The 24908-nt window shown below is 60.6% G+C and carries 23 protein-coding genes; 8 read left to right on the top strand and 15 right to left on the bottom strand.

All coding sequences use genetic code 11. From position 1 onward, the window contains the following. Positions 1-4: 4 nt before the first annotated feature. The 4 genes from EP376_RS10655 to hslO all read right to left on the bottom strand — a co-directional run bounded on the left by EP376_RS10655 (position 5) and on the right by hslO (position 4791). Positions 5-1864 carry an ABC transporter ATP-binding protein gene (locus tag EP376_RS10655; RefSeq protein ID WP_127655511.1) on the bottom strand — a complete coding sequence of 620 codons (1860 nt, stop codon included), beginning with the start codon at positions 1862-1864 and terminating at the stop codon, positions 5-7. A 169-nt stretch (positions 1865-2033) separates the two neighbouring features. Further along, positions 2034-3140 (bottom strand): CCA tRNA nucleotidyltransferase, encoded by a 1107-nt coding sequence (locus EP376_RS10660; RefSeq protein WP_127655939.1) that lies wholly within the window; start codon positions 3138-3140, stop codon positions 2034-2036. A gap of 47 nt (positions 3141-3187) precedes the next feature. Continuing rightward, on the bottom strand, positions 3188-3790 hold the full coding sequence (locus EP376_RS10665; RefSeq protein WP_127655512.1) for a CoA pyrophosphatase: 603 nt from the start codon (positions 3788-3790) through the stop codon (positions 3188-3190). A gap of 2 nt (positions 3791-3792) precedes the next feature. Continuing rightward, on the bottom strand, positions 3793-4791 hold the full coding sequence (gene hslO / locus EP376_RS10670; protein ID WP_127655513.1) for an Hsp33 family molecular chaperone HslO: 999 nt from the start codon (positions 4789-4791) through the stop codon (positions 3793-3795). Positions 4792-4869: 78 nt separating this feature from the next. Here hslO and EP376_RS10675 point away from each other — a divergent pair, with 78 nt between their 5' ends. Continuing rightward, on the top strand, positions 4870-5319 hold the full coding sequence (locus tag EP376_RS10675; protein ID WP_127655514.1) for an NUDIX hydrolase: 450 nt from the start codon (positions 4870-4872) through the stop codon (positions 5317-5319). Here EP376_RS10675 and EP376_RS10680 read toward each other — a convergent pair. Continuing rightward, positions 5298-6050, bottom strand: a complete 753-nt coding sequence (locus tag EP376_RS10680; RefSeq protein ID WP_127655515.1) for a hypothetical protein — start codon at positions 6048-6050, stop codon at positions 5298-5300. The genes EP376_RS10675 and EP376_RS10680 overlap by 22 nt on opposite strands. A 131-nt stretch (positions 6051-6181) precedes the next feature. Between EP376_RS10680 and EP376_RS10685 the strand changes: the two genes are divergently transcribed. Together EP376_RS10685 and EP376_RS10690 are read left to right on the top strand one after the other, a co-directional pair. Next, positions 6182-7411, top strand: coding sequence for an argininosuccinate synthase (locus tag EP376_RS10685; RefSeq protein ID WP_127655516.1), 1230 nt, complete (start codon positions 6182-6184; stop codon positions 7409-7411). 82 nt (positions 7412-7493) lie between these two features. After that, positions 7494-8174 carry a DUF6629 family protein gene (locus EP376_RS10690; protein ID WP_127655517.1) on the top strand — a complete coding sequence of 227 codons (681 nt, stop codon included), beginning with the start codon at positions 7494-7496 and terminating at the stop codon, positions 8172-8174. Here the strand turns inward: EP376_RS10690 and EP376_RS10695 are convergent. Together EP376_RS10695 and EP376_RS10700 are read right to left on the bottom strand one after the other, a co-directional pair. Next, positions 8141-8842 (bottom strand): sulfotransferase, encoded by a 702-nt coding sequence (locus EP376_RS10695; protein WP_240652450.1) that lies wholly within the window; start codon positions 8840-8842, stop codon positions 8141-8143. The two genes, EP376_RS10690 and EP376_RS10695, sit on opposite strands and share 34 nt — an antisense overlap. 2 nt (positions 8843-8844) lie before the next feature. Beyond that, positions 8845-9777 (bottom strand): D-amino acid aminotransferase, encoded by a 933-nt coding sequence (locus EP376_RS10700; protein WP_127655518.1) that lies wholly within the window; start codon positions 9775-9777, stop codon positions 8845-8847. Between the two features lie 133 nt (positions 9778-9910). Between EP376_RS10700 and EP376_RS22985 the strand changes: the two genes are divergently transcribed. Then, entirely contained in the window at positions 9911-10081 is a 171-nt protein-coding gene (locus EP376_RS22985; RefSeq protein ID WP_164744907.1) for a hypothetical protein, read from the top strand. Here EP376_RS22985 and EP376_RS10705 read toward each other — a convergent pair. Then, positions 10078-12333, bottom strand: a complete 2256-nt coding sequence (locus tag EP376_RS10705) for an NADP-dependent malic enzyme (protein WP_127655519.1) — start codon at positions 12331-12333, stop codon at positions 10078-10080. The two genes, EP376_RS22985 and EP376_RS10705, sit on opposite strands and share 4 nt — an antisense overlap. A 170-nt stretch (positions 12334-12503) precedes the next feature. Between EP376_RS10705 and mutS the strand changes: the two genes are divergently transcribed. After that, positions 12504-15125, top strand: coding sequence for a DNA mismatch repair protein MutS (gene mutS / locus EP376_RS10710; RefSeq protein ID WP_127655941.1), 2622 nt, complete (start codon positions 12504-12506; stop codon positions 15123-15125). Between the two features lie 3 nt (positions 15126-15128). Here the strand turns inward: mutS and EP376_RS10715 are convergent, their stop codons facing one another. Further along, on the bottom strand, positions 15129-15704 hold the full coding sequence (locus EP376_RS10715; RefSeq protein WP_127655520.1) for a nucleotide exchange factor GrpE: 576 nt from the start codon (positions 15702-15704) through the stop codon (positions 15129-15131). An 11-nt stretch (positions 15705-15715) separates the two neighbouring features. After that, entirely contained in the window at positions 15716-16780 is a 1065-nt protein-coding gene (gene hrcA, locus EP376_RS10720) for a heat-inducible transcriptional repressor HrcA (RefSeq protein WP_127655521.1), read from the bottom strand. A 165-nt stretch (positions 16781-16945) separates the two neighbouring features. Here hrcA and rph point away from each other — a divergent pair, with 165 nt between their 5' ends. Genes rph through hemW form a run of 3 tightly spaced genes read left to right on the top strand, consistent with a single transcriptional unit; the run spans position 16946 to position 19414 of the window. Further along, entirely contained in the window at positions 16946-17656 is a 711-nt protein-coding gene (gene rph, locus EP376_RS10725) for a ribonuclease PH (protein WP_127655522.1), read from the top strand. Beyond that, positions 17653-18264: an RdgB/HAM1 family non-canonical purine NTP pyrophosphatase gene (gene rdgB / locus EP376_RS10730; RefSeq protein WP_127655523.1), complete on the top strand. Its 612-nt coding sequence runs from the start codon at positions 17653-17655 to the stop codon at positions 18262-18264. Before rph ends, rdgB begins: the two co-directional genes overlap by 4 nt. Continuing rightward, complete coding sequence (gene hemW / locus EP376_RS10735; protein WP_127655524.1) at positions 18257-19414, top strand: radical SAM family heme chaperone HemW; 1158 nt, start codon at positions 18257-18259, stop codon at positions 19412-19414. The genes rdgB and hemW overlap by 8 nt, the downstream gene beginning before the upstream one ends. On the opposite strand, the gene EP376_RS10740 is transcribed toward hemW, so the two are convergent. The 5 genes from EP376_RS10740 to mnmE are packed head-to-tail and all read right to left on the bottom strand — an operon-like array spanning position 19411 to position 24886. Further along, positions 19411-20292 (bottom strand): ParB/RepB/Spo0J family partition protein, encoded by an 882-nt coding sequence (locus EP376_RS10740; protein ID WP_127655525.1) that lies wholly within the window; start codon positions 20290-20292, stop codon positions 19411-19413. The genes hemW and EP376_RS10740 overlap by 4 nt on opposite strands. Before the next feature lie 16 nt (positions 20293-20308). Further along, positions 20309-21106: a ParA family protein gene (locus EP376_RS10745; RefSeq protein WP_127655526.1), complete on the bottom strand. Its 798-nt coding sequence runs from the start codon at positions 21104-21106 to the stop codon at positions 20309-20311. Continuing rightward, positions 21099-21722, bottom strand: coding sequence for a 16S rRNA (guanine(527)-N(7))-methyltransferase RsmG (gene rsmG, locus EP376_RS10750; RefSeq protein ID WP_127655527.1), 624 nt, complete (start codon positions 21720-21722; stop codon positions 21099-21101). The genes EP376_RS10745 and rsmG overlap by 8 nt, the downstream gene beginning before the upstream one ends. After that, positions 21722-23599 (bottom strand): tRNA uridine-5-carboxymethylaminomethyl(34) synthesis enzyme MnmG, encoded by a 1878-nt coding sequence (gene mnmG / locus EP376_RS10755; protein ID WP_127655528.1) that lies wholly within the window; start codon positions 23597-23599, stop codon positions 21722-21724. The genes rsmG and mnmG overlap by 1 nt, the downstream gene beginning before the upstream one ends. Before the next feature lie 3 nt (positions 23600-23602). Beyond that, positions 23603-24886 (bottom strand): tRNA uridine-5-carboxymethylaminomethyl(34) synthesis GTPase MnmE, encoded by a 1284-nt coding sequence (gene mnmE, locus EP376_RS10760; protein WP_127655529.1) that lies wholly within the window; start codon positions 24884-24886, stop codon positions 23603-23605. Between the last annotated feature and the right edge of the window lie 22 nt (positions 24887-24908).

Here is a 24908-nt window from a genome sequence, read left to right on the forward strand (position 1 = left end):
CGCCCTATTCCGCCGCATCGTTGGCGGTGCCGACATCCTGCCCGATGAAACCGCCCGACTGACGCCGCCACAGACGCGCATAGATGCCGCCTTTGGCCAGAAGATCGGCGTGGCTTCCGTCCTCGACGATGCGGCCCTGATCCATCACGACGATCCGGTCCATCTGCGCAATGGTCGAAAGCCGGTGTGCAATGGCAATCACTGTCTTGCCTTCCATCATCCCGTAAAGGGTCGACTGGATCGCAGCCTCGACCTCGGAATCGAGCGCCGATGTCGCCTCGTCCAGAAGCAGGATCGGCGCATCCTTCAGGATCACCCGCGCCAGTGCGATGCGTTGACGCTGGCCGCCCGAAAGCTTGACCCCGCGTTCACCAACCCGCGCCTCATAGCCACGGCGCCCGTCACTATCTTCAAGCCCGACGATGAAATCATGCGCCTCTGCCTTGCGGGCGGCCTCCAGCATCGCGTCCTCCGATGCGTCGGGCGATCCGTACAGGATGTTTTCTCGTACCGACCGATGAAGCAGCGCGCTGTCTTGCTGAACCATGCCGATCTGAAGGCGCAGACTGTCCTGTGTGACGCGGGTGATATCCTGCCCGTCCAGCAGGATGCGCCCCTCTTCCGGGTCATAGAACCGCAGGATCAGCTTCACGAGTGTGGATTTACCCGCGCCCGATGCCCCGACGAGCCCCACCTTCTGCCCGGCCCCGATGACAAGCGATACGTCCCGAAGGCCACCAGCCTCGCGCCCGTAATGGTGGCTCAGATGCTCGATCCGGATTTCCCCCGGACCCGGGGACAGCGGTCTGGCATCCGGCCTGTCGACCAGCGTGATCGGCTGAGCGATCGTCTGCATTCCTTCGGCGACGACCCCAAGATTGCGGAAGAAGTTCGAAACGGCCCACATGATCCAGCCCGACATCGCATTCAGGCGCAGGGTCAGGGCGGTGGCCGCCGCGACGACCCCGACCGTCGCCGTCGCACCCAGCCAAAGCCAGATCGCATAGCCCACGACGCCGACGATCAGGACACCGTTCATCGTCACCAAAGCGACATCCATGATGGTATAGAGCCGCATTTCCACCTGGAATGTGCGGCGCGAATCCTCGATCGCCTCGCGGGCATAGTCGATCTCGCGATCATGGTGGGCGAACATCTTGACCGAATGGATGTTGGTATAGCTGTCGACCACCCGGCCCGTAACCGCGCTGCGCGCCGCAGAGGCCGCCTCCGACGCAGGGCCGATCCGTTTGATGACCCAGCGCACGAGAAAGATATAGGGGATCAGCCAGAGCATCATCGGCAGGATCAGACGGGGATCCGCATCACCCAGCAGCAACGCCGCGCCGATGATATAGGCCAGCGAAAAGGCGATCGCGTCGAACATCTGGAACACGGCTTCGCCGGCGGCGGGCGGGGTCTGCATGATGCGGTTGGCGATGCGGCCTGCGAAATCATTCTCGAACCAGCCGATGGATTGCCGCAACACGTGACGATGCGCGCGCCAGCGGACCAGAGTTCCGAAATTCGGCAGGATCGACTGGTTGAGAAGTGCGATCTGAAAGACATGCACCGCGGGACGGATCAAGAGCACGAACAGCGCGACAAGGATCAGCTCTGTTCCATGTGCGGCCCAGGCCTCCGCCGGCTCTGATCGCGACAGGAAATCGACCATCCGGCCAAGATAGTAGATCAGCCAGACTTCGGCAGCCGCGGCCAGAACCGCGCCGATTGCCGTGACGACAAAGACCCCGCGAAACGGTTCGGCATAGATCTTTAGGAACGGATAGAGCCGCCTCGGCGGCGTGTCGTTTTCGGGATAATCGACGTAAGGATCGACGAGATTTTCAAAGAAGCGGAACATGGGGGGCGCCCCTGAATGAGCGAATACAATCTGAAGACTTTGTGGCCGGATCGGGCCACCACGACGGGATCGGACCAATCACGATGTTGGTATACGGATCCCGTTCTTCATATTGCAGCCTCCCTTAAAGCCCCTTTCGATTACACAAAAGCTCGGCCTCTGTCATCCCTCAATCCGGCCCGGGCGCCAACAGGGCCTCTTTCGACATTTCGAACCCGGACGCGATCCAGCGCTCCTCAAGGGTTCTGAGCCTCTCTCCGAGGGCGGGACCACCATATTCGGGCATCAGGTCGCGGGCGCTGACCGGGAACGTCTGATCCGCGGCATCCCGCAGCGCCTCGATCTGCCCGGAAGTCAGGGCCTGCTGCATCAGCGCAGACCTCACAAGGGCCGCATCCTCGGCATCGGTCGCACCAAGACGGTATCCCATTTCAGCCATGCCCCAATCGCCCAGCGCGGCCTCCCGCAGAGTGGTAAGCCGGCGAGCATTGGCCTTGCTGAGCCGAAGACGTTCGGCAACATCTTCGCCGCCCAACGCCGCAAGCCGTCGAACCGCGTCGGGCTCGCGCCCCTCTTCGAGGTGAACGAGGATCGTCACGTATTCGGCGGATGCGCCCGGCAAGACCGTCGTCAGCACGTGGGAGGCCTGCATACTGGCCAGCGATGGCGCCGGGTCGGGCGCGGCGAGAAGCTTCATCATCTCGGCCCCGACCCTTTCGCGCGACAGGCGCGGCAGACCGTCAAGATGGGTGGTGCAGGCGGCGAGCCCCTCGGGATCGATGCCGCCCGACGGATCGCCGTAAATGGCGTGGAACCGAAAGAACCTGAGAATGCGAAGGTAGTCCTCTTCGATCCGCAGGGCAGGGTCCCCGATGAACCGGACCTTGCGCGCCTCGAGGTCCGGTAGCCCACCCACAGGATCGGCAAGCGTCCCATCAGGTGCGGCATAGATCGCGTTCATCGTGAAATCCCGGCGGGCCGCATCCTCGTCGATCGTGTCGGAAAAGGCGACGGTCGCGCGTCTGCCGTCGGTGGCCACATCGCGCCGGAAGGTCGTGATCTCGAACGGCATCCCGCCCGAGATGACGGTGATCGTGCCGTGATCGATACCGGTCGGCACCGCGCGAAGCCCCGCCTCATCGGCCAGTTCGATCACCCTTTCGGGAAGGGCGTCTGTCGTCACGTCAAGGTCGTTCACGGATCGGTCCATCAGGGCGTTGCGAACGCATCCACCTACGAACCACGCCTGATACCCGGCCTGCGTCAGCATCGACATGACGGCCTTGGCCGCTGGATCATCGAGGAATGGCGCCCGAAGGCGGGTCACCGGTCAATCCTCTCGGCCAGAGTGCGCAGGATACGGGCCGTGGCTCCCCAGATGTAATAGGGGCCATAGGGGACGGTGTAATAGTGACGGATACTCCCGCGCCATCGCCGCCCCTCGATCCGGAACCTGCCCGTGTCGGTCACATGCGACAGAGGCACGCGAAAGACCTCGTCGACCTCGCCCATTTCGGGTCGATCCTCGAACGGCGCGGTCACGCGGCCGATCACCGGCGTCACCATGAAGCCCGTTACCGTTTCATGGGCGGACATCATGCCCAGAACCTCGACCAAATCTCTGGGAAGGCCGATCTCTTCTTCGGCCTCGCGCAGGGCGGCGTCCACGGGATCGGCGTCGGTCTCGTCCTGCTTGCCACCCGGAAAGGCGATCTGCCCGGGGTGGTGTTTCAGCCGCGCGGAACGTTTGGTGAGGATGATCATCGGTCCTCGGGGATGATCCTCGATCGCGCAAAGAACACCGGCGTTCCGAAGCGTGCGGCCCGGCGGAAGCACCACCTCCGGGTTCAGATCGAAATCGGAAGACGTCGGCCCGGGCCCGTCAAGGGCCCGGACGATATCTTCGATCCGATCGGTTCCGGCCATGGCTATTCGTCTTCGTCCGGCGACTTCGTGGCCTCGAAGCCAAGGGTCGCCGGATCAAATTCGTAATGTGCGCCACAGAACTGGCAATCCGCGGTCACGATGCCCGTCTCGGTCGTCATGTGACCGATATCCCGCGCCGAATAGATCGACAGGCTTTGCCTGACCTTCTCGGCCGAACATGAACAGCCAAAGACCAGTGGCTGGGGATCATAGACCCTTGGCCCCTCTTCGTGGAACAGCCGGACCAGAAGATCGGTCATCTGGACGGACGGGCCGATCAGTTCCATGTCCTCGACCGTGTCGAGAAGCAGGTTGGCCCGGTTCCAGTCTTCACCCTCTTCCTTGTCGAGGATGTCTTCGGCCGCCATCAGGCCGTCTTCGCCCGATCCGCCATCCTGGGCAAAGGGCGACGCCTTGGGCATGTGCTGAAGCATCACGCCGCCTGCGCGCCACGATTCGCCCTCGCCGGCAAGGGTCGACCGCCCGAAGGACAAGGCGAACCGTGTCGGAAGCTGCTCTGATTGCGCGAAGTAGGTCTCTGCGCAGGACAGAAGCGATCCGCCCGCAATCGGGGTGATCCCCTGATAAGGTGTGGTGCCCTGACCCTGATCGATCAGGATCGCGAAATACCCTTTGCCGATCAGGCTGAACGGATCGGCATCCGGATCCAGACGATCCTCGTCAAAGCTGGCATAGGCCCGGATGCGCGCAGGCTCTCCTTCGTCGGTCGGGCCATAGTAATCGGTCGCGATCAGCCGCGCCGGGCCATCGCCCCGCACCTGAAGCGACAGTTTCCATCGCAATTTGACCGTTTGACCGATCAACGCGGTCAAGAGGGCCATTTCGGCGACAAGCGCTTCGATCTGGGGTGGATAATCATGCTGTTCAAGCACACGATCAAGCACCCCGTCGAGCCGCGCGATGCGGCCACGGATGTCGGATTTATCAAGCTGGAACGGCAGAATGGTGTCGTCCCAGGCAATACGGGCGCCAAGGGTCATGTGCTTTCCTTACTGGGTGGGAATCGGCATACCGCGTCGATATAGAACCGGCAAGCAAACGACCAAGGGTTGGCTGATATGACGAGACGGTATGGGCTCCCCCCGCGCAACGACAAACGCTACACCCGGCGACCGGGTGTCTATGCGATCCTGCCCCGGGGGGGCGATCTGCTGCTGACCCATCAGGCCGACCCGCATGACGAAATCCAGTTGCCCGGTGGCGGCATTGATCCGGGCGAACATCCGATCACCGCCCTGCATCGCGAAGTGTTCGAGGAAACCGGCTGGCGGATCGCCCCACCCCGACGGCTCGGTGCGTTCCGGCGGTTCACCTATATGCCGGAATACGATCTTTGGGCCGAGAAGGTCTGCCACATCTACGTGGCGCGCCCCGCCCGCAGGCACGGCCCGCCGATCGAGGCGGGTCACACCGCCCTCTGGCTTCCGGCGATGGAGGCCGTGTCGCTACTCGCCAACGAAGGTGATGCGGAATTCGTGTTGTCGCTTCAGACCAGCGGTCTGTTCTGAACGAGGTGGCCATATAGCGTGGTCAGGATGCTCGACCCGAGCATCAGGGTCATCCATCCCACGGCAAGGCTTACGATGACCGCGACAGCACCGGACGGGATCAGCGTTTGCTGGACCATGCCCACCATCAGGTTCAGGCCCACGAGGATCAGCGCCACGCCAAAGATTGCCCCGCTGCTCGGACCGGAGACAGTCCAGGCGTCACGCAGTTTCAACTCTTCGCCGACGGCGATTGCCGGCAGGATCAGGGCAGACCGAAGCCAGAAGTAGGTCAGCGCCGTTCCGATAAAGAGTGCAACAACGCCGACGGCTCCCTCTCCCGTCAGAGGCAGGATCATGCCCACGATGATCGACAGGAACGTCATCACCATGAACATCAGAAGGCCAAGGCCAAGGGTGCGCCAGACATAGGGCCATATCGGCCGGTCCGTGACCGCGGGAACGTATCCGGGATATTCCTCCAGCAGGACAAACCGGTGCCATGCCACCGCGATCCATGAAAACGTGAACAGCATCACGACGCCGATGAACAGGATCGCAAGCAGACCGTTCGGCGGCAGCCGCCCGGTGAACGACGCCATCGCGATCATGGCCGGCGTTACGCCCGACACCGAAAACGCCGCGATGCCGAGAAGAATCGCAAGGACCAGCGGTGCGACCGATACCTTCAGGGCTTCGGTGAAGTTCCGGAACAAGAGCCTGAAGCTGTGCAGAACCAGTCGAGCGCTCATTGATCATCCTTTTTTGCGATGCACAGGTCGTTGCATGTGGATCGTGGTATAGTCAACGTCGGGCTCGCTTGCCCCGGCGTCGATTTCCCGATAACGCGAGGCCGCTGACAGACCAGATGGAGTGAACAACGATGCCTGCCAAGGGTTCCGCACCGAAGAAAGTGGTCCTCGCCTATTCCGGCGGGCTCGACACGTCGATCATCCTGAAATGGCTGCAGACGGAATACGGCTGCGAAGTCGTGACCTTTACCGCCGATCTGGGCCAGGGCGAGGAGCTGGAGCCCGCCCGCAAGAAAGCCGAGATGATGGGCGCGTCCGAGATCTTCATCGAAGATGTCCGCGAAGAATTCGTCCGAGACTTCGTCTTTCCGATGTTCCGTGCCAATGCGCTCTACGAGGGTCTCTACCTTCTGGGAACCTCGATTGCCCGGCCCCTGATCTCCAAGCGACTGGTCGAGATCGCGGCCGAAACCGGTGCTGATGCCGTGGCACATGGCGCGACGGGCAAGGGCAACGATCAGGTCCGGTTCGAATTGTCGGCCTATGCGCTCAACCCCGATATCAAGGTGATCGCGCCCTGGCGCGAATGGGATCTCTCAAGCCGGACGAAGCTTCTGGATTTCGCCGAAAAGAACCAGATCCCGATTGCCAAGGACAAGCGCGGCGAGGCCCCGTTCTCGGTGGATGCGAACCTCTTGCACACCTCATCGGAAGGCAAGGTTCTGGAGGATCCGGCGGAAGAAGCGCCCGATTATGTGCTACAAAGGACCGTTCGGGTCGAAGATGCGCCCGATACGCCCGAGATGGTCGAAATCACCTTTGAACGCGGCGATGCGGTCGCGATCAACGGCGAAGCGATGTCGCCTGCCACGATCCTGACGCGTCTGAACGAACTGGGCGGCAAGCATGGTATCGGCGTGCTCGATCTTGTGGAAAATCGTTTCGTCGGCATGAAATCGCGGGGCGTCTATGAAACGCCCGGCGGCACGATCCTTCTCGAGGCGCATCGCGGCATCGAACAGATCACGCTCGACAGTGGTGCGGGCCACCTGAAGGATTCGATCATGCCCCGCTATGCGGAACTGATCTACAATGGCTTCTGGTTCTCCCCCGAGCGCGAGATGCTGCAGGCCCTGATCGACAAGAGCCAGGAACATGTCTCCGGTACCGTCCGGCTCAAGCTTTACAAGGGTTCGGCGCGGACCGTGGCCCGCTGGTCAAAGAATTCGCTGTATTCCGAAGCGCACGTCACCTTCGAAGAGGATGCCGGCGCTTACGATCAGACCGATGCACAGGGGTTCATCCAGCTGAACGCGCTGCGGCTGAAACTGCTGGCGGCGCGGAAACGACGGCTGGGCTGATCGGGCAGTTTTGCGAATCTCTCCGGCCGTCGTAAGGTAGGCGTCAGCGCGGATCGGTTTCCCGCGCTGACAGGAGAAGATCATGTGCTTTTCCGCAACTGCGAGTTTCGCCCTCGGCGGGGCATTGATACCGACCGGCGCCTTTGCCCTGTCGAAAGCCCGGCGATCAGAAAACAACTGGATGCCGTTCGCCGTCTATCCGATGGCCTTCGGGATACAGCAGGTTTTCGAAGGGTTCGTCTGGCTGGGGCTGACGACCGAGAACACTGCGATGACCGAACTCGCCGCGCGCGGGTTCATGTTCTTTTCGCATTTCTTCTGGCTCTTCTGGGTTCCCCTGTCGGTCTGGCTGATCGAGGATGATCGGATCAGATCGCGCATGATGGCCGTGCTTTGCGGTTTGGGCACGCTTCTGGGCCTGGCCATTTATCTGCCCGTGCTCGTTTTTCCAGAAAGCCTGACCGTATCGATCGTAAGCCGGTCGATCGACTATGATGTCGCCCTGAACATGAAAACCGAATTCAACGTGGGCGCGATCCGGTTGGCTTATGGCGCGATCATCATTGGCGCGTTGATCCTTTCATCTGACAGGCGGATCCAGATCTTTGGGGGTCTGGTCGCGGCCTCGCTGGTGGTGACCTCCCTTTTCTATGATTATGCGCTGATTTCCGTCTGGTGCTTCTTTGCCGCCGTTCTGTCGGGCTACCTCGTGCTGGTCATCGCGCAGGATCAGCGGAGCGTTCTGGCCGACAGTTCCTCGTAATAGGGCAAGGCCTGACGCACGAGGTCTGCCCCCGGGCCATCAAGCTCGGGCAGCGGGCCCTCCGCTGCGGCAAAACCCGTCGAACGATGCACCGCGCCATACCAATGTGGTGCCCAGACACCGTCGAAATCGCGTGGGCCGGCTTGCCATGACAGGATCGCCGGATCCCAATCAAGCCCAACCTCGGCGCACAGTTTCTTCAGCATGGTTTCCGGATCGCGCCTGATCAGCGCGCTGTCGATCACCGGCCCGGGAAAGCGGTGGTAGAACTCGACCTGCTGGCGAAACCCGATATCGTCAAACGCGGGGTTTTCGCGTTTCGCAAGATAGCTGGCCACAACACGGGCCGGGTGCCGGATCAGATGAACGTTCACGCAGCCCTCGGCCCAATCGAGCGAAAAGCCCGGCAGCATGTGAAACGTCATGTGTTTCATGTACCAATGCGCCTTTCCGTCGGGCACTGGCCCGGCACAAAGCCGGGCGATGACCTCGGGATCGGTTTCATAGGCGGCAAGAACCTCGTCCCGCATCGGGTGATCGATCCCCGATTGTGCAAGGTAGGCGGCATAGAAGGGCTCGTCCCACGCCGCGAAATCAGACCGGTTTCCGAAGGCATACAGCATCGCGGTCGACAGGTTCCGCGGGCCGGACCACATGGCGATCTTCACGATCAGCGCTCCGCCGGATTGCCGCGTCGGCCCGCATCTCTTGCGACAAGATCCTTGTAGAGGGCCCGGATATGTTCGGTGACGGGGCCAAGGGTGCCAGTCCCGATCTGGCGACCATCAATCTGGCCCACGGGGGTCTGGGCGCCGAAGGTGCCGGTCAGGAAGGCCTCGTCCGCGCCATAGGTATCGACAAGGGAATAATTGCGTTCGAACACAGGGATCCCGTCGGCACGGCAGACATCGATTACCTTCTGGCGGGTGATGCCGTTCATGCAATAATCGCCGGTCGACGTCCACACTTCGCCCTTTCGGACAATGAAGAAGTTGCAGGCATTCGTCGTGTTCACGAACCCATGCACATCCAGCATCAGGGCCTCGTCCGCGCCGGCCTTTTCGGCGGCGATGCACGCCAGGATGCAATTCAGTTTGGAATGGGAATTCAGCTTGGGATCCTGTGTCATCGGCAGGCCCCGCATGTGTGGCACCGTCGCAAGGCGGATCGGCCTTGGCAGAGACGGTTTCGAATGTTCGATGATGATCACGACGGTCGGCCCCTGGCGCGACAGGGCGGGATGCTGGAACGGGCGGGATTTGACCCCACGCGTCACCATCAACCGCGCATGGGCATCCGTGCGCATCCCGTTGGCGCGGCGGGTTCTTTCCAGGGCCTCGGTGATGGCGGCACGATCCATCCCGATTTCGAGGTCGATCGCCAGCGCCGCTTCGAACAGGCGATCGAGGTGTTCGCCGAGAAACGCCCAGCGCCCGTCGTAGAGACGAAGCCCTTCCCATACCCCGTCGCCAAGCATGAAGCCTGAATCATAGACGCTGACCAAAGCCTCTGCCTTGGGCTTCAGCTCGCCGTTGACCCAGATCAGGATCCGCTCGTTGCGGGCATCCTCTTCGGCCTGGTGCGTGGTGACGTGATCTTCCATTCGGAGGCTCCTTTTTCGGTCAGGCTAGGACCGGCGATCGATTGTTCCAAGGGGTAAACAGAGCGTGAACTATCCTCGGCATGAATTGCGCGGCGGCCGCCAAGGCACGATGCTGGGACCAAGGAGATGAACAATGACAGATTGCACCAAATCCTGCCGTGACAGCGCAAAGCTGACGACCCTCGCCATCGCGATCGCATTGGGCTTCGCGATCCAGACACACATGGTTCGCGCAGACGACCAGAAGGTCGCCTGCATCCAGTACCTGATGGAGACAGGCGAAGACGGGTCGATCTCGGCCTAGCGCAGGTTGCAGGCGGCCATGATCGCCATGTTCAGAATGTCGTTCGTCGTCGAGACGGTCGAACAGATCTGAATCGGCTTGTCGATGCCCGTGAGAATGGGGCCGATGACGGTTGCGCCTGCCATTTCCTGCATCAGCTTGACCGAGATCGATGCCGAATGCCGCGCCGGCACAACAAGAACATTCGCGGGCCCCGTCAGACGTGAAAACGGATAGTGATCCATCGCCTTGGGGTTCAGGGCCACATCGACCGTCATTTCTCCTTCGTACTCGAAATCGACCCCGCGCCGATCAAGCACGCTCGCCGCGCGGTGCATCTTTTCCGCGCGTTCCGACACCGGGTAGCCAAAGGTCGAGAATGACAGGAACGCAACCCGCGGCGTCAGACCAAGAAGCCGCGCCACGCCAACACCGCGTTCGGCGATGTCGGCCAGATCGTTCTCGTCTGGCCATTCATGCACCAGCGTGTCCGAGATCAGGACAATCCGCCCACGATGCATGACGACGGAGACACCCGCTGCGCCATCATGCGGCCCGGCGTCGAAGACATGGTTCACCAGTTCCAGAACATGCGCGGATTTTCGGGTGGCGCCCGTCACCATCCCGTCGCCATGGCCATGCGCCAGCATCAACGCGGCAAAGACATGCCGGTCACGCGCCGCAAGCCGGTGGATATCCTGATGGTCGTGCCCCTTGCGTTGCAACCTGTTGTAAAGGAACGACTTATAGGTCTCGAGATGTTCGGTATTCGCGGCGTTGACGACATGAAGTTCCCGAACGGCATCCTCCAACCCCTCGGCCGTCAGCTTGTCGGCCACATCGCTCTGACGCCCGACGACGAGGGCCCGCCCATATCCGGATCTCTGGTAGGCGACGGCCGCCCGCAGGACGCGGGGATCATCGCCTTCGGCGAAGATCATCGTCGATTGCGAAGACCGGGCCCGGGCATGAATGCCGCGCAGGATCGAGGCTGTCGGATCCATGCGGACCTTGAGCGCCTCTTCATACCCGTCCATGTCGATGATCGGACGTCGAGCAACTCCTGTCGCCATTCCGGCACGCGCCACCGACGGCGGAACGCGGTGGATCAGGCGAGGATCGAACGGCGTGGGGATGATATAGTCACGCCCGAATGTCAGTTTTCTGCCATAGGCCACCGCAACCTCATCAGGCACCTCTTCGCGTGCAAGTGCGGCAAGGGCCTCGGCACAGGCGATCTTCATCTCGTCGTTGATGGCGCGGGCGTGGATGTCGAGCGCGCCGCGAAAGAGGTAGGGAAATCCTAGGACGTTGTTCACCTGGTTGGGATAATCGCTCCGTCCGGTGGCAACGATCGCGTCGGGGCGAACTTCGTGCGCCTCTTCGGGGGTGATTTCTGGATCGGGGTTCGCCATGGCGAAGATGACCGGGTTGTCGGCCATGGCCTGAACCATCTCTTGGGTGACGGCACCCTTGGCCGACACGCCAAGAAACACATCCGCGCCTTTCATCGCCTCTTCCAGCGTCCTCAGGTCGGTTTTCACCGCATGAGCCGATTTCCATTGGTTCATGCCATCGGTGCGGCCCTGATAGATAACGCCCTTGGTATCGCAGGCGATACAATTCTCGTGCCGCGCGCCCATCGCCTTGAGAAGCTCGATACAGGCGATGCCCGCAGCACCAGCGCCGTTCAGGACGATGCGGCAGTCTTCGATCTTTTTCCCGGAAATATGCAGCGCGTTGATCAGACCCGCCGCACAGATCACGGCCGTTCCGTGCTGATCGTCATGAAAGACGGGGATGTCCATCTGCTCTTTCAGCGCCTGTTCGATGATAAAGCATTCGGGCGCCTTGATATCCTCGAGGTTCACGCCGCCGAAAGTCGGGCCCATCAGTCGAACGGCCTTGATGAATTCTTCGGGGTCTTCGGTGTCCAGTTCGATATCGATGGAGTTCACATCGGCGAACCGCTTGAACAGGACGGATTTGCCTTCCATCACCGGCTTGGAGCCCAGCGCGCCTAGATTTCCAAGCCCAAGAACAGCCGTCCCGTTCGAAATCACCGCAACAAGGTTGCCCTTGTTCGTATAATCATAGGCCGTTTCTGGGTTGGCCGCGATCTCTTCGCAGGGGATGGCGACGCCGGGAGAATACGCAAGGCTCAGATCGCGCTGTGTCGCCATAGGCACGGTGGCCTGAACCTCCCATTTTCCGGGTGTCGGCTCCATGTGAAAGGCAAGCGCATCTTCGCGCGTAAAGCGGGGTTTTGGCATCGGTTTCCTCCCTCGGCCGGCTTTTGTTCGCCGTCCGGCACGTTAGACGGAACTGCGAAGGTGATTTCAAGTCATGGAGCAGGTTTCATCGCCAGAATCGCGATGATACGGTCTGCCGGCGGGCATGGCTTGGGGGGCTTGACGTGACAAAGGCAGAGACCGTCACGCCGATGATGGCGCAGTATCTCGACATCAAGGCGGGGTATCCCGACGCGCTGTTGTTCTACCGTATGGGCGATTTCTACGAAATGTTCTTCGACGATGCCGTCGCGGCGGCCGAGGCGCTCGACATCGCGCTGACAAAGCGGGGCAAACATCTGGGCGACGATATCCCGATGTGCGGCGTCCCGGTGCATTCGGCAGAAGGCTATTTCCTGACGCTGATCCGCAAGGGATTTCGCGTGGCTGTCTGCGAACAGCTTGAAGATCCGTCAGAGGCGAAGAAGCGCGGATCAAAGGCCGTGGTCAAGCGTGATGTCGTGCGGCTGGTCACGCCGGGCACGCTGACCGAGGATTCGCTTCTTGATGCACGGCGGCACAATTTTCTGGCCAGCTATACGATGGTCCGCGACGCTGGCGCGTTGGCATGGGTCGATATCTCGACCGGGGCGGTGTCAGTACTGTCCTGCCCCCGTTTGCGGCTCGGGCCCGAACTGGCGCGTCTGGGCCCGCGCGAAATCATCGTGCCCGAGAGCCTCGAAGCCGAGCTTGCGGAGACGATATCGGATATGGGGGTCGCGCTGACGCCCCTTGGCCGGTCTGCATTCGACAGCACCAACGGCGAAAAGCGTCTGTGCGATCTGTATGGCGTGGCCTCACTCGAGGCGTTCGGCAGCTTTGGCCGGGCCGAGACCGGGGCGCTGTCCGGGCTGATCGAATATCTCGACATCACCCAGAAGGGAAAGTTGCCCCTCTTGCGGCCTCCGGTTCAGGAAACCGACAGTCCCGTGATTCAGATCGATGCCGCGACGCGCCGAAGCCTAGAGCTGACCCATGCGAACGCGGGCGGGCGGGCCGGATCACTTCTTGCCACGATCGACAGGACAGTGACGGCGACGGGCGCCCGGCTTCTGGAACTCCGGCTCGCGTCACCCTCCTGCCGGATCGCCGACATCTCATCACGGCAAGAGGCCGTCGGATTTTTCGTCGGGGATGACAGGTTCCGCGCGGATATCCGGTCCGCTTTGCGGGGCGCACATGACGTGGACAGGGCATTGTCCCGGTTGGGGCTGGATCGTGCGGGCCCCCGGGACATGGCCGCGATCCGCAACACGCTCGAAGTGGCCGAACAGATCGCCGGGATGTTCGACAGACGGGAACTTCCGACACTTCTGTCAGACGCCGCAAAGGACCTGTTGGGCCACGCTAGCCTTGTCGAGACACTGGAATCTGCTCTTGTCGCCGAACCGCCCCTTCTGACACGGGATGGCGGTTTCATCGCGCAGGGATTTGACCCCGAACTTGATGAGGCCCGCACCCTGCGCGACGAGGGGCGGGGCGTGATCGCGGGGATGCAGACAAAGTATGCCGAATTGTCGGGCGTCTCGTCGCTCAAGATCAAGCATAACAATGTGTTGGGCTATTTCATCGAAACAACGGCCACCCACGCGGCAAAGATGCTGGCTCCTCCTCTGAGCGAGACGTTCATCCATCGTCAGACGACGGCAAATCAGGTCCGGTTCACGACTGTCGATCTGAACGAACTGGAAACCCGGATCCTCAATGCCGGGTCTCGCGCGATCGAGATCGAAAAACGTCACTATTCCAGCCTGCGAGAGGCGATTATAGGGTCTGCCCCTGCCCTTTCGGCGCTTGCGCGCGCGCTGGCCGAGATCGATCTTGCCGCTGCCCTGGCCGAGATTGCCCGGGCCGAAAACTGGTGCCGGCCCGTGGTCGACGAAAGCCGCGACTTCGAAATCCTCGGTGGTCGTCATCCCGTCGTGGAAGAGGCGTTGCGGAAATCGGGCGAGGCGTTCGTTGCCAACGATTGTGATCTTGGTCCCGCCCCGATCTGGCTTTTGACCGGGCCGAACATGGCGGGCAAATCGACGTTTCTGAGGCAGAACGCCCTGATCGCGCTTCTGGCCCAGATGGGCGCCTATGTGCCGGCCAAATCCGCACGGATCGGGATCGTGAGCCAGATCTTCAGCCGCGTCGGGGCATCGGATGATCTGGCGCGCGGTCGTTCCACCTTCATGGTCGAGATGGTTGAAACCGCGGCGATCCTGAATCAGGCGGACGACCGTGCGCTCGTGATCCTCGACGAGATTGGGCGCGGGACGGCGACCTATGATGGCCTGTCCATCGCCTGGGCCACGCTGGAACATCTGGAGGCAGTCAATCGCTGCCGCGCGATCTTTGCGACGCATTACCACGAAATGGCAGGGCTGGCGTCGCGGCTGGATGGCGTCGACAACGCGACCGTCACCGTCAAGGAATGGGACGGGGAGGTCATATTCCTGCATGAGGTGCGGCGCGGCACCGCGGATCGGAGTTATGGTGTGCAGGTCGCCCGTCTGGCGGGGCTGCCCACATCGGTCGTCGAACGTGCGCGCGTCGTTCTTGAGGCGCTGGAAAAGGGCGAGCGCGAAGGCGGTCGCGCAAGGGAGGCCCTTGTTGACGATCTGCCCCTGTTCTCGGCCGCGCCACCGGTGCACGCGGCACCAGCGCCCGCACCGACCGCATCCGCGCTGGAAGAAAGACTTGGCGAGATCCTGCCTGACGAACTTACGCCGAGGCAGGCGCTGGAGCTGATCTATGAATTGAAGGGGCTGAGCGGCGCAGAAGAATAGGCGTCAGCCGGCCGGCGTCGACGACACTCCAACCTGCGCGGGCCGCAGAAGGCGATCATGCAGGTAGAAACCAACGGTCATCACCTGAATGATTTCACCAGCTTTCGTGCCGGGAACAGGGGCTTCAAACATTGCCTGATGCGCCTGCGGATCGAATTTTTCACCGACTTCTGGCGCAACAGCCTCGATTCCATGTTTCTTGAACACGTTGACAAGCTCTGACTTCGTCAGCTCGATCCCTTCGAGTAGGGCCTCGTTTCCGGCGCGCTGCTCCTCGGTGACCGATTGAAGCGCACGGTCGAGGTTGTCATAGACCGGCAGCAAATCACGCGCGAGCCGCGAGCCGCCGTAATTCTCGGCTTCGCGACGATCACGGTCGGCGCGTTTTCTTGTGTTCTCGGCATCCGCGAGGGCCCGCATGAAGCGGTCCTTGAATTCGTCGCGTTCTGCACGCAGGGCCTCAAGCTCGTCCTGATCGGCTGCGTCGAACCCGGACGGTTCTTCGCCAGCCGCCTCCATCGCGTCTGCTTCGGCGGCGAGTTCGTCAAGCGTTTGAGGTTGGGCTTTGGGGTCAGACATTTCGTTTCCCTTCAGGTGCGGTCAGTCAGCAATTTGCCGACCAGCTGCGCAGTGTAATCCACGATCGGCACGATGCGGCCATAGTTGAGCCGTGTCGGCCCGATGACGCCAACGGCGCCAATGATCTTACGGTCGGCGTTCATATATGGAGAAACCACCAAAGAGGAACCCGAAAGTGAAAAGAGTTTGTTCTCCGAGCCGATAAAAATGCGCACACCCTCGCCGGTTTCGGTCAATTCAAGAAACTGGGCAATGTCCCGCTTGCGTTCAAGGTCATCGAACAGGCTCCGGATGCGGTCAAGATCGATTTCGGCGCCATCCTCGGAGATCAGGTTGCCTCGGCCCCGCACGATAAGGCGTTCGCCGTCATCGCCCTTGTTCACCCAGGTCGCGAGACCGTTTTCGACCAGTTCGGCGGCAAGCTTGTCGACCTCTTGCCGGCGGGTCGCGATCTCAGACGTCACGACACCGGACAGCTCTGACAGGGTGCGTCCTTCGGCCACGGCATTGAGGAAATTCGCAGCCTCCCGCATCGAGGATGGGGTCTGACCCGGCGGCGGGGCAAAGATGCGATTCTCGACATGACCGTCGGCAAAGACCAGAACAACCAGCGCACGATCGGGGCTGAGCGAGACGAATTCGATGTGCCTGATCGGGGCCTCGTGCTTGGGCGTCAGGACAAGGCTTGCGCCGTGAGTGACACCCGAAAGCGCCGAGCCGACACGATCAAGAAGTGACGAAACATCGGAGGTGTTCGAACCCAGCGTCTCGTCGATGCGGGCGCGATCCGCCTGATCAAGATCTCCGACCTCCAGCAGGCCATCGACAAACATCCGCAAGCCAAGTTCGGTCGGGATACGCCCGGCACTGACATGAGGGCTGTCGAGCAGGCCGAGATACTCCAGATCCTGCATCACGTTACGAATGGTGGCGGCGCTGACCTGCTCGGACAATGTGCGGGTGAGCGTGCGGGATCCGACGGGCGATCCGGTTTCGAGATAGCCTTCGACGACCCGGCGAAAAACTTCGCGGGACCGTTCGTTCATTTCTTCGATCTTCGGTCGGTTTTCGGACATTTCTGATGCTCCGGAACGCGGCAATTAAAGCTATCCGTAAGGCGCCGTCAATCGCCGGTTCGTTGCTGCGCCACCCTTCAGACATGGCCATGGCGCTCGGGGTTGGCAAGTCAGTGGATGAAGCGTATTCCGCGACGAGGAATTCAGCGACCAAGGGAGACAGGCATGCGGCCTTCAGGACGTGATACCAACCAGATGCGGGACGTTTCGATCGAGATCGGCGTCAACCGCCACGCGGAGGGATCATGCCTGATCCGGATGGGTGACACACATGTGATCTGTACCGCGACGATCGATGAAAGGGTCCCTCCCTTTCTGAAGAATTCGGGTCTGGGATGGGTAACGGCCGAATACGGCATGTTGCCCCGCGCCACGCACAGCCGCATGCGCCGCGAGGCCAAGGCCGCGCAATCCGGCCGTACGCAGGAGATTCAGCGCCTGATCGGGCGGTCCCTTCGCGCCGGCGTCGACCGGTCTGCGCTGGGCGAACGGCAGATCACCGTGGACTGCGACGTGATCCAGGCCGATGGCGGAACCCGCTGTGCATCGATCACCGGTGGCTGGGTCGCGCTGAAACTTGCTGTGAACCAGCTTATGTCGGCGGGTCTTGTGACATCTGACCCGCTGGTGTCGCCGGTCTCGGCGATCAGCTGTGGGATTTATGCCGGGCAGCCGGTTCTGGATCTTGATTATCCCGAAGATAGCGAAGCGGGCGTCGACGGGAATTTCGTCATCACAGGCGGCAAGCTGGTCGAGGTTCAGATGTCGGCGGAAGGTTCGACATTCACCCGTAGTGAACTCGATGCGTTGGTCGATCTTGCGACGGAAGGCTGCGACACGCTTGCCGCAATGCAAATGGCCGCGTGCAGCACATGACCCGGCGCCTTGAGGAACGCGAAATCGTCGTCGCGACCCATAACAAGGGCAAGCTCGAAGAGATTACTGCACTTCTGGAACCATTCGGTGTGAGAGTGACGTCGAACGACGATCACGGCCTTCCTGAACCCGACGAGACGGAAGAAACCTTCATCGGCAATGCCCGGATCAAGGCACATGCCGCTACGAAGGCAACGGGCCTGCCCGCGCTGGCCGATGATTCCGGGATCGAGATCGAAGCTTTGGGCGGCAGGCCGGGCGTGCATACCGCTGACTGGGCGGAAACGCCGAATGGCCGAGACTTCGTCATGGCCATGGAGCGGGCATGGTCCGAGCTGGAGGCCGTAGACGCCCCTTCCCCACGTCAAGCGCGTTTCTGCTGCACTCTTGTCTTGGCGTGGCCGGATGGTCATGACGAGGTGTTCGAAGGCCGGATGGACGGACAGATCGTCTGGCCGATGCGAGGCGATCAGGGTCACGGCTATGACCCGATCTTTCAACCCGATGGCTATACCCAAACCTTTGGCGAGATGGACCGCTGGGAAAAGAACAAGATCAGCCACCGGGCGGATGCTTTTGCCAAATTCGTGAAGGGCTGCTTTGGCTGAGGATTGGCAAGAGGCGGGGTTTGGGCTGTATGTGCACTGGCCCTTCTGTCAGGCGAAATGCCCTTATTGCGATTTCAACAGCCATGTCGTCGCCAATGTCGATCAGTCGCGATGGGCCGATGCCTTTGAACGTGAGATCGCGCGCTACGCGGCCGAGACAGATGGCCGTGTCTTGCGCTCCATCTTCTTCGGGGGCGGCACGCCGAGCCTTATGCAACCCGAGACGGTCGCCCGGGTTCTGAATGCCGCGCGGGCCGCATGGCCGTTCGCGAATGATTGCGAGATTACACTTGAAGCGAACCCGACCAGCGTGGAGGCCGCTCGGTTTGGGGGGTATGCCGATGCAGGCATCAACCGCATATCGATGGGTATTCAGGCACTGAATGACGACGATCTCCGTCGGCTTGGCCGGCTCCATGACGTGGCTGATGCCATGGCTGCGTTCGACGTGGCCCGAACTCTGTTCGACCGGGTGAGTTTCGATCTGATCTATGCGCGGCAGGAACAGACCCTTCTGGGCTGGAAGGACGAGTTGCGACGAGCGCTGGACATGGCAGTCGATCATCTGTCGCTCTATCAGCTGACGATCGAGGAAGGCACAGCCTTTGGGGATCGTTACGCGGCCGGCCGTCTGCGTGGACTGCCGGATGAGGACCGCGCCGCCGATATGTGGGATGTGACGCAGGAGGTTACCAGCGAGGCGGGGTTTGCGGCGTATGAGGTTTCGAACCACGCCCGCCCGGGCGCCGAGAGCCGACACAATCTGCTCTATTGGAAAAGCGGCGACTATGTCGGCATTGGTCCGGGGGCACATGGAAGGCTGACGCTCGATGGTGCGCGTTGGGCGACAGAGACTCCCCTTGCGCCCGGGGCGTGGATCGAGAAGATCGAGACAACGGGATCAGGTGAGGCGCTGCGGGAGACGATCGATCATGCGGATCGATTGGCGGAGTTCCTTCTGATGGGCCTGCGTGTGACTGACGGGATCGACGAGATTCGGCTCAGTCGATTGGGTGGGGACGTTTTATTCAATAATATCAGTAAGTTGGTTTCGCTTGATCTGCTGGAAAGGCGGGATGGACACATCCGCGCAACGCCCCAAGGTCGAGCCGTCCTGAATTCAATCCTGCGGGAGATCCTGTCGGACTAACCGCCGGATAGTGCACGGAGCAAATCGTCCAGCTGTTCCAGATCGCGATAGCGCAAGGTCAGGGTTCCCCCCTCTTGGCCTGGCTTGTGGTCAATGCTGACACCCATTCCCAAGGTAGCAGCCAGTTCCTGTTCGATCTGAACAGTGTCCGCATCCTTCTCGGCCTTGGCAGGCGCGCTGGTTTTCCGGGGAGCGGCACCGGCTCGCGCAAGTTTTTCAGCCTCACGAACCGATAGGCCGCCCTTGATGATCCTGCGGGCAAGTTCGGCGGCGTCATCATGTCCGACAAGCGCACGGGCGTGACCCGCTGTCAGCCGACCGTCGATCAGAAACGCCATCACTTCATCGGGCAACGTCAGCAGCCGCAAGAGATTGGCGATATGGCTCCGGCTCTTGCCAAGAACGGTGGCCAATTGTTCCTGGGTATGACCAAAGCGATCCATGAGCTGCCTATAGCCGGCGGCCTCGTCAATCGGGTTGAGATCAGACCGCTGGATGTTCTCGATGATCGCGACTTCGAGAACCTCGGTATCGGTGTAGTCACGAACAAGCGCCGGGACTTCGTGCAATTGCGCAATCTGGGCCGCGCGCCACCGGCGTTCACCGGCGACGATCTGGAACATGCCGGCATCGCTGGGATCGGGCCGCACGATAAGGGGCTGGATAATGCCCCGTTCCTTGATCGAGGACGCGAGTTCGGACAATGCTGTTTCGTCGAACTGGCGCCGCGGCTGGTCGGGATTCGGCTGAATCGTCTCGATCGCGATCAATCTGTCCGCGGCCCGCGGTGCAGAACGGTCGTCGGCCGGCGCAACATCGGCCATCAGAGCAGAGAGACCGCGCCCGAGACCCCGGGATCGCGTTGTCTTGTCAGCCATGGTTCATTCCTCCTGCCTAGCGCTCCCGCGCCGTGATTTCCTGTGCAAGCGCCCGATAGGCGGCACTCCCTGTCGATCCGCTGTCATAATCAAGGACCGGCATCGCGAATGACGGCGCCTCGCTGACGCGCACGTTTCGGGGGATCAGGGTCTTGAACACCAGTTCCCCCAGAGTGTTGCGGGCATCCGCCTCAACCTGATGGGACAGCTTGTTGCGCCTGTCGTGCATCGTCAGGGCGATGCCTTCGATCCGCAAGTTGGGATTGGCGGCCTCCCGCACTTCGCGGATCGTCAGCATCAGTTGAGATAGCCCCTCAAGCGCAAAGAATTCGGACTGAAGGGGCACCACGACAGAATGGGCTGAGACAAGCGCATTCACCGTAAGGATGCTCAGAGACGGGGGGCAATCGATCAGGATGTAATCGAATTCCAATTGTGCCAAGGCGGGATCGCGCAGCGCATCATAGAGAAGAAAGCTTCTTTTTTCGTTTGATATCAATTCGATATCAGCCGAGCTGAGGTCAGTCGTCGCCGGGATAATAAACAGATTCTCAACATCTGTTTCGTGGATCGCCTCTTTGGCCTTGGCATCGCCCAGAATGAAATCATAGGTCGTGACTTCGCGCTGTTCCGGCCCAATGCCAAGCCCGGTCGAAGCGTTTCCCTGCGGATCGAGGTCGACCAGAAGGACCCGACGACCAATCTCGGCCAAAGCAGCGCTCAGATTGATCGCGGTCGTTGTCTTTCCAACACCGCCCTTCTGATTTGCGACAGCAATGATTTTCGCAGGGCGCGGTGAGATCAGGTCAGGCACGTTCGAGTCCTTTGATTTCCAGGATGCTGGCGCTGGGGTCTGTCATGCTCGTATGGGAGGTGCATTCGAAGATCCAGTCTTGGCGTGCATCCAGGACCTCGGTCTTCGCCGCCTGCCCTTTCTGTAGAAGGGCTGTGCCGTCTTCGTCCATATGCCTTTGGACATAGCCGAGCAACGCGGGCAGCGGAGCCAGAGCGCGCGCCGTCAAGATCTGCGCTCCGAGGGGCGGAATATTTTCGATGCGGTCAGAGATGACATGAGTGGTCAGATTGAGTTCGCGAACAGCGGTGCGCAGGAACGTTGCCTTGCGCGTATCGGACTCGACCAGTGTGACCTTTGTTGCCGGAGAACTCTCGGCAAGGACAACCGCGATCACGATACCGGGCAGGCCCCCTCCACTCCCCAGATCAGCCCAGGATCGAGGTGTCGAAGGCGCAATTGGAATAATCTGCGCGGAATCGAGGATATGGCGGTTCCAGATATCCTGTACGGTCGACGGGGATACAAGGTTGATAGCCTTGTTCCATTTGACGAGCAGATTCTCGAACTGATGTAGACGGTCAAATGCTTCACGTGAAACATCAAGGCCCGCCACAAGCTGATCGGAACGAACCATCACGCTGACTTTGCCGTAACTGTCTTCCGAAGCCGAGCCCGAATGAGAAGAAGCGCCGACGGCGTCATGCCATCAATACGAGCCGCATGTCCGAGTGTAACCGGACGGGTTTGCCCAAGTTTGGACCGCAATTCAGCAGACAATCCCTCTATCAGCGTATAGTCGAAATCACCCGGAATCGGATAGGATTCTTCTCGCTGGATTGCCTCGGCATCCCGGGTCTGACGGTCCATATACGTTGAATACTGGGCCTCGCGCTTGATCTGTTGCTGAACATCTTCTGGGATTTCTGCAAGATCAGGCGCCAAGGTAAGAAGGCTGCCAAAGTCCACGTCTTGCAGGCTGAGCGCAGACAGGCCATCCCGCGTTGGTTTGTCCGGGTTGATGTTGACGCCCAGCCCAGCAAGATCCCGTGCGGTGAACTCCTTTTCCGAGAGCAATGAGCGCGCCTTATCCAATGCTTCGCACTTTGACAGAAAGGCGGACCACCGGTTTTCGCCCACCAATCCGGCCTCTCGCCCCATTGGGGTAAGTCTTTGGTCTGCGTTGTCAGCACGGAGCGTCAGACGGTATTCCGCCCTCGACGTGAACATGCGATACGGCTCGCTCACCCCTCGAGAGATAAGGTCGTCGACCATAACGCCGATGTACGATGTTGTTCGGCTGAAAAACACCGGATCCTCGCCTTGGGCACGTCTTGCCGCATTCAGCCCCGCCACAAGTCCCTGTGCGGCCGCCTCTTCATAGCCCGTCGTGCCGTTTATCTGGCCCGCGAGGTAAAGACCGGGAAGGTCTTTCAGCGCCAATGTCGGATCCAAGGCCCGGGGATCAACATAGTCATATTCGATCGCATATCCCAATTGGAGGATCTTCGCCTCTTCCAAACCCGCGATCGAATGAACGTATTCTTCCTGAACGTCCTGCGGAAGTGATGTCGAGATACCGTTTGGATAAACCGTATCCGTATCAAGCCCCTCCGGCTCCAGGAAAATCTGATGCGACGTCTTGTCGGCAAACCGGACAATCTTGTCCTCGATCGATGGGCAATAGCGGGGCCCTATCCCCTCGATATGTCCACCATACATCGCTGACCGATCGAGGTTCTTGCGTATGATATCATGCGTTCGTTCGTTGGTATGCGTAATGCCACAGCTGATCTGCCGAGCTGCAAGTCTGTCGGTCAGGAAGGAGAAGAAGGTCGGATCTTCATCACCCGGCTGTGATTCAAGACGAGTCCAATTGATTGTCCGGCCATCCAGTCGTGGCGGCGTACCGGTCTTCAACCGACCCAGCGGCAGAGACAAGTCGTACAACCGTTCGGCCATACGCGTCGACGCCGCTTCGCCCATTCGACCGCCCGAGTAATTGTGATCCCCGATATGAATGACGCCGCGTAGAAAAGTGCCAGTTGTCAGGACCACCGCCTCGGCACGAAACAGGTTTCCATCCTTCAGTTCAATTCCGACGACACGACCACTCTCGAGGATCAGATCCACTGCTTCGCCTTCGATAATCGCCAGACCGGTCTGATTCTCTGTCAGCTGCGTCATCATTGAACGATAACGGGCACGATCTGCTTGGGCCCTTGGGCCCTGAACTGCAGGACCTTTCCGGCGATTGAGCAGACGAAACTGGATCCCCGCATGATCCGCGACCCGGCTCATGACGCCGTCGAGCGCATCGATCTCGCGGACCAGGTGGCCTTTCCCCAGACCGCCGATCGCGGGGTTGCACGACATCACGCCGATATTCTCTCGCGAGATTGTCACGAGAGCTGTGCGTGCTCCGGCACGTGCCGAGGCATGAGCAGCTTCGGCGCCCGCATGTCCGCCGCCGATTACAATGACGTCGAAGTCCCGATGTTTCACGTGAAACAATTCCTACTTTCCGATACAGAAGCTCGAGAAGATCTCGCCCAGAAGGTCATCCACGTCAACGCGCCCCACGATGCCATCAACGGCCCGGGTCGCATGTCGAAGATCCTCAGCCAGAAGATCGGGCATTTCCGAAGCGGTGTCCAATCTTTCCAGCACTCCGTCGATGTGGGGTATCGCCGCATTCATCGCAATGCGATGCCGTTCACGAATCGCGACCCCTGCCCCGACTGCGCGTTTTGACAAGACATGGGCCAGCCGGGCGATCAGCTCATCTACTCCATGTCCTGTTTCGCCCGATATGCCCTCTTTGCCAAGTCGTCCGTCGTCATCCTTGGCAACAAGAACGACATCACCTGCCTGCACATCAAGTTCCGGCTTTGCGCCATCCGTCAAAAGGTGGACACGAATATCTGCCGCCAACGCGCGCTCTACCCCTCGCTTGATGCCAATCTGCTCCACGTCATCCTGCGCTTCGCGAATTCCAGCTGTGTCGAGAACCGTCACCGGTAACCCGCCCAAATCCATCCGAACCTCAAGAACGTCCCGGGTTGTGCCTGCATGATGAGAGGTGATCGCAGCGTCACGCCCGGCCAAGCGATTGAGAAGCGTTGATTTCCCGGCGTTCGGAGGCCCCACGATCGCAACCTCAAAGCCGGAACGGATACGCTCGGCTATCCCCGAGCCTTTGATCTCGGCCGCCATCTCTTCGCGAACCTGCGTCAGCAATTCCCAAACTTCGGGCGTCACATCAACCGGAACCTCCTCATCCGCAAAGTCTATGGTCGCCTCGAGTAAAGCAGCAGCTCGGATCAGACGCATTCTCCAGCCATCGGCCTTTGCGCCCAACCCACCTGTCATCACCCGAACAGCCTGGCGCTGTTGCGCAAGCGTCTCGGCATCGATCAAGTCCGCAAGACCTTCAACCTGTGTCAGATCAAGGCGACCGTTCTCCAGCGCGCGACGCGTGAATTCGCCAGCCTCCGCCTCTCTCACTCCATCAAATGAGCGCAACTCCGAAAGAAGAAAGTCGATGACGGCGACGCTTCCATGGACCTGGAACTCGACCACATCTTCTCCGGTAAAGCTTTCCCCCGCCCGAAAGGTCAGGATCAGACCTTCATCGATAAGCTCAGCAGAGCGGGAACTGATCTTGCGAAGAGATCGCCCGCTTTCCGGCAACTCTCCACAAATTTCACCAGATACTTTCCGCGCCAACGGGCCGGATACTCGGATAACCGCAATACCGGCGCGACCGCGGGCCGTCGCCAGTGCAAAGATCGTATCCATACCTAACTCAATGATTTTAATA

Source organism: Alexandriicola marinus (assembly GCF_004000435.1).
GTDB lineage: Bacteria > Pseudomonadota > Alphaproteobacteria > Rhodobacterales > Rhodobacteraceae > Alexandriicola > Alexandriicola marinus.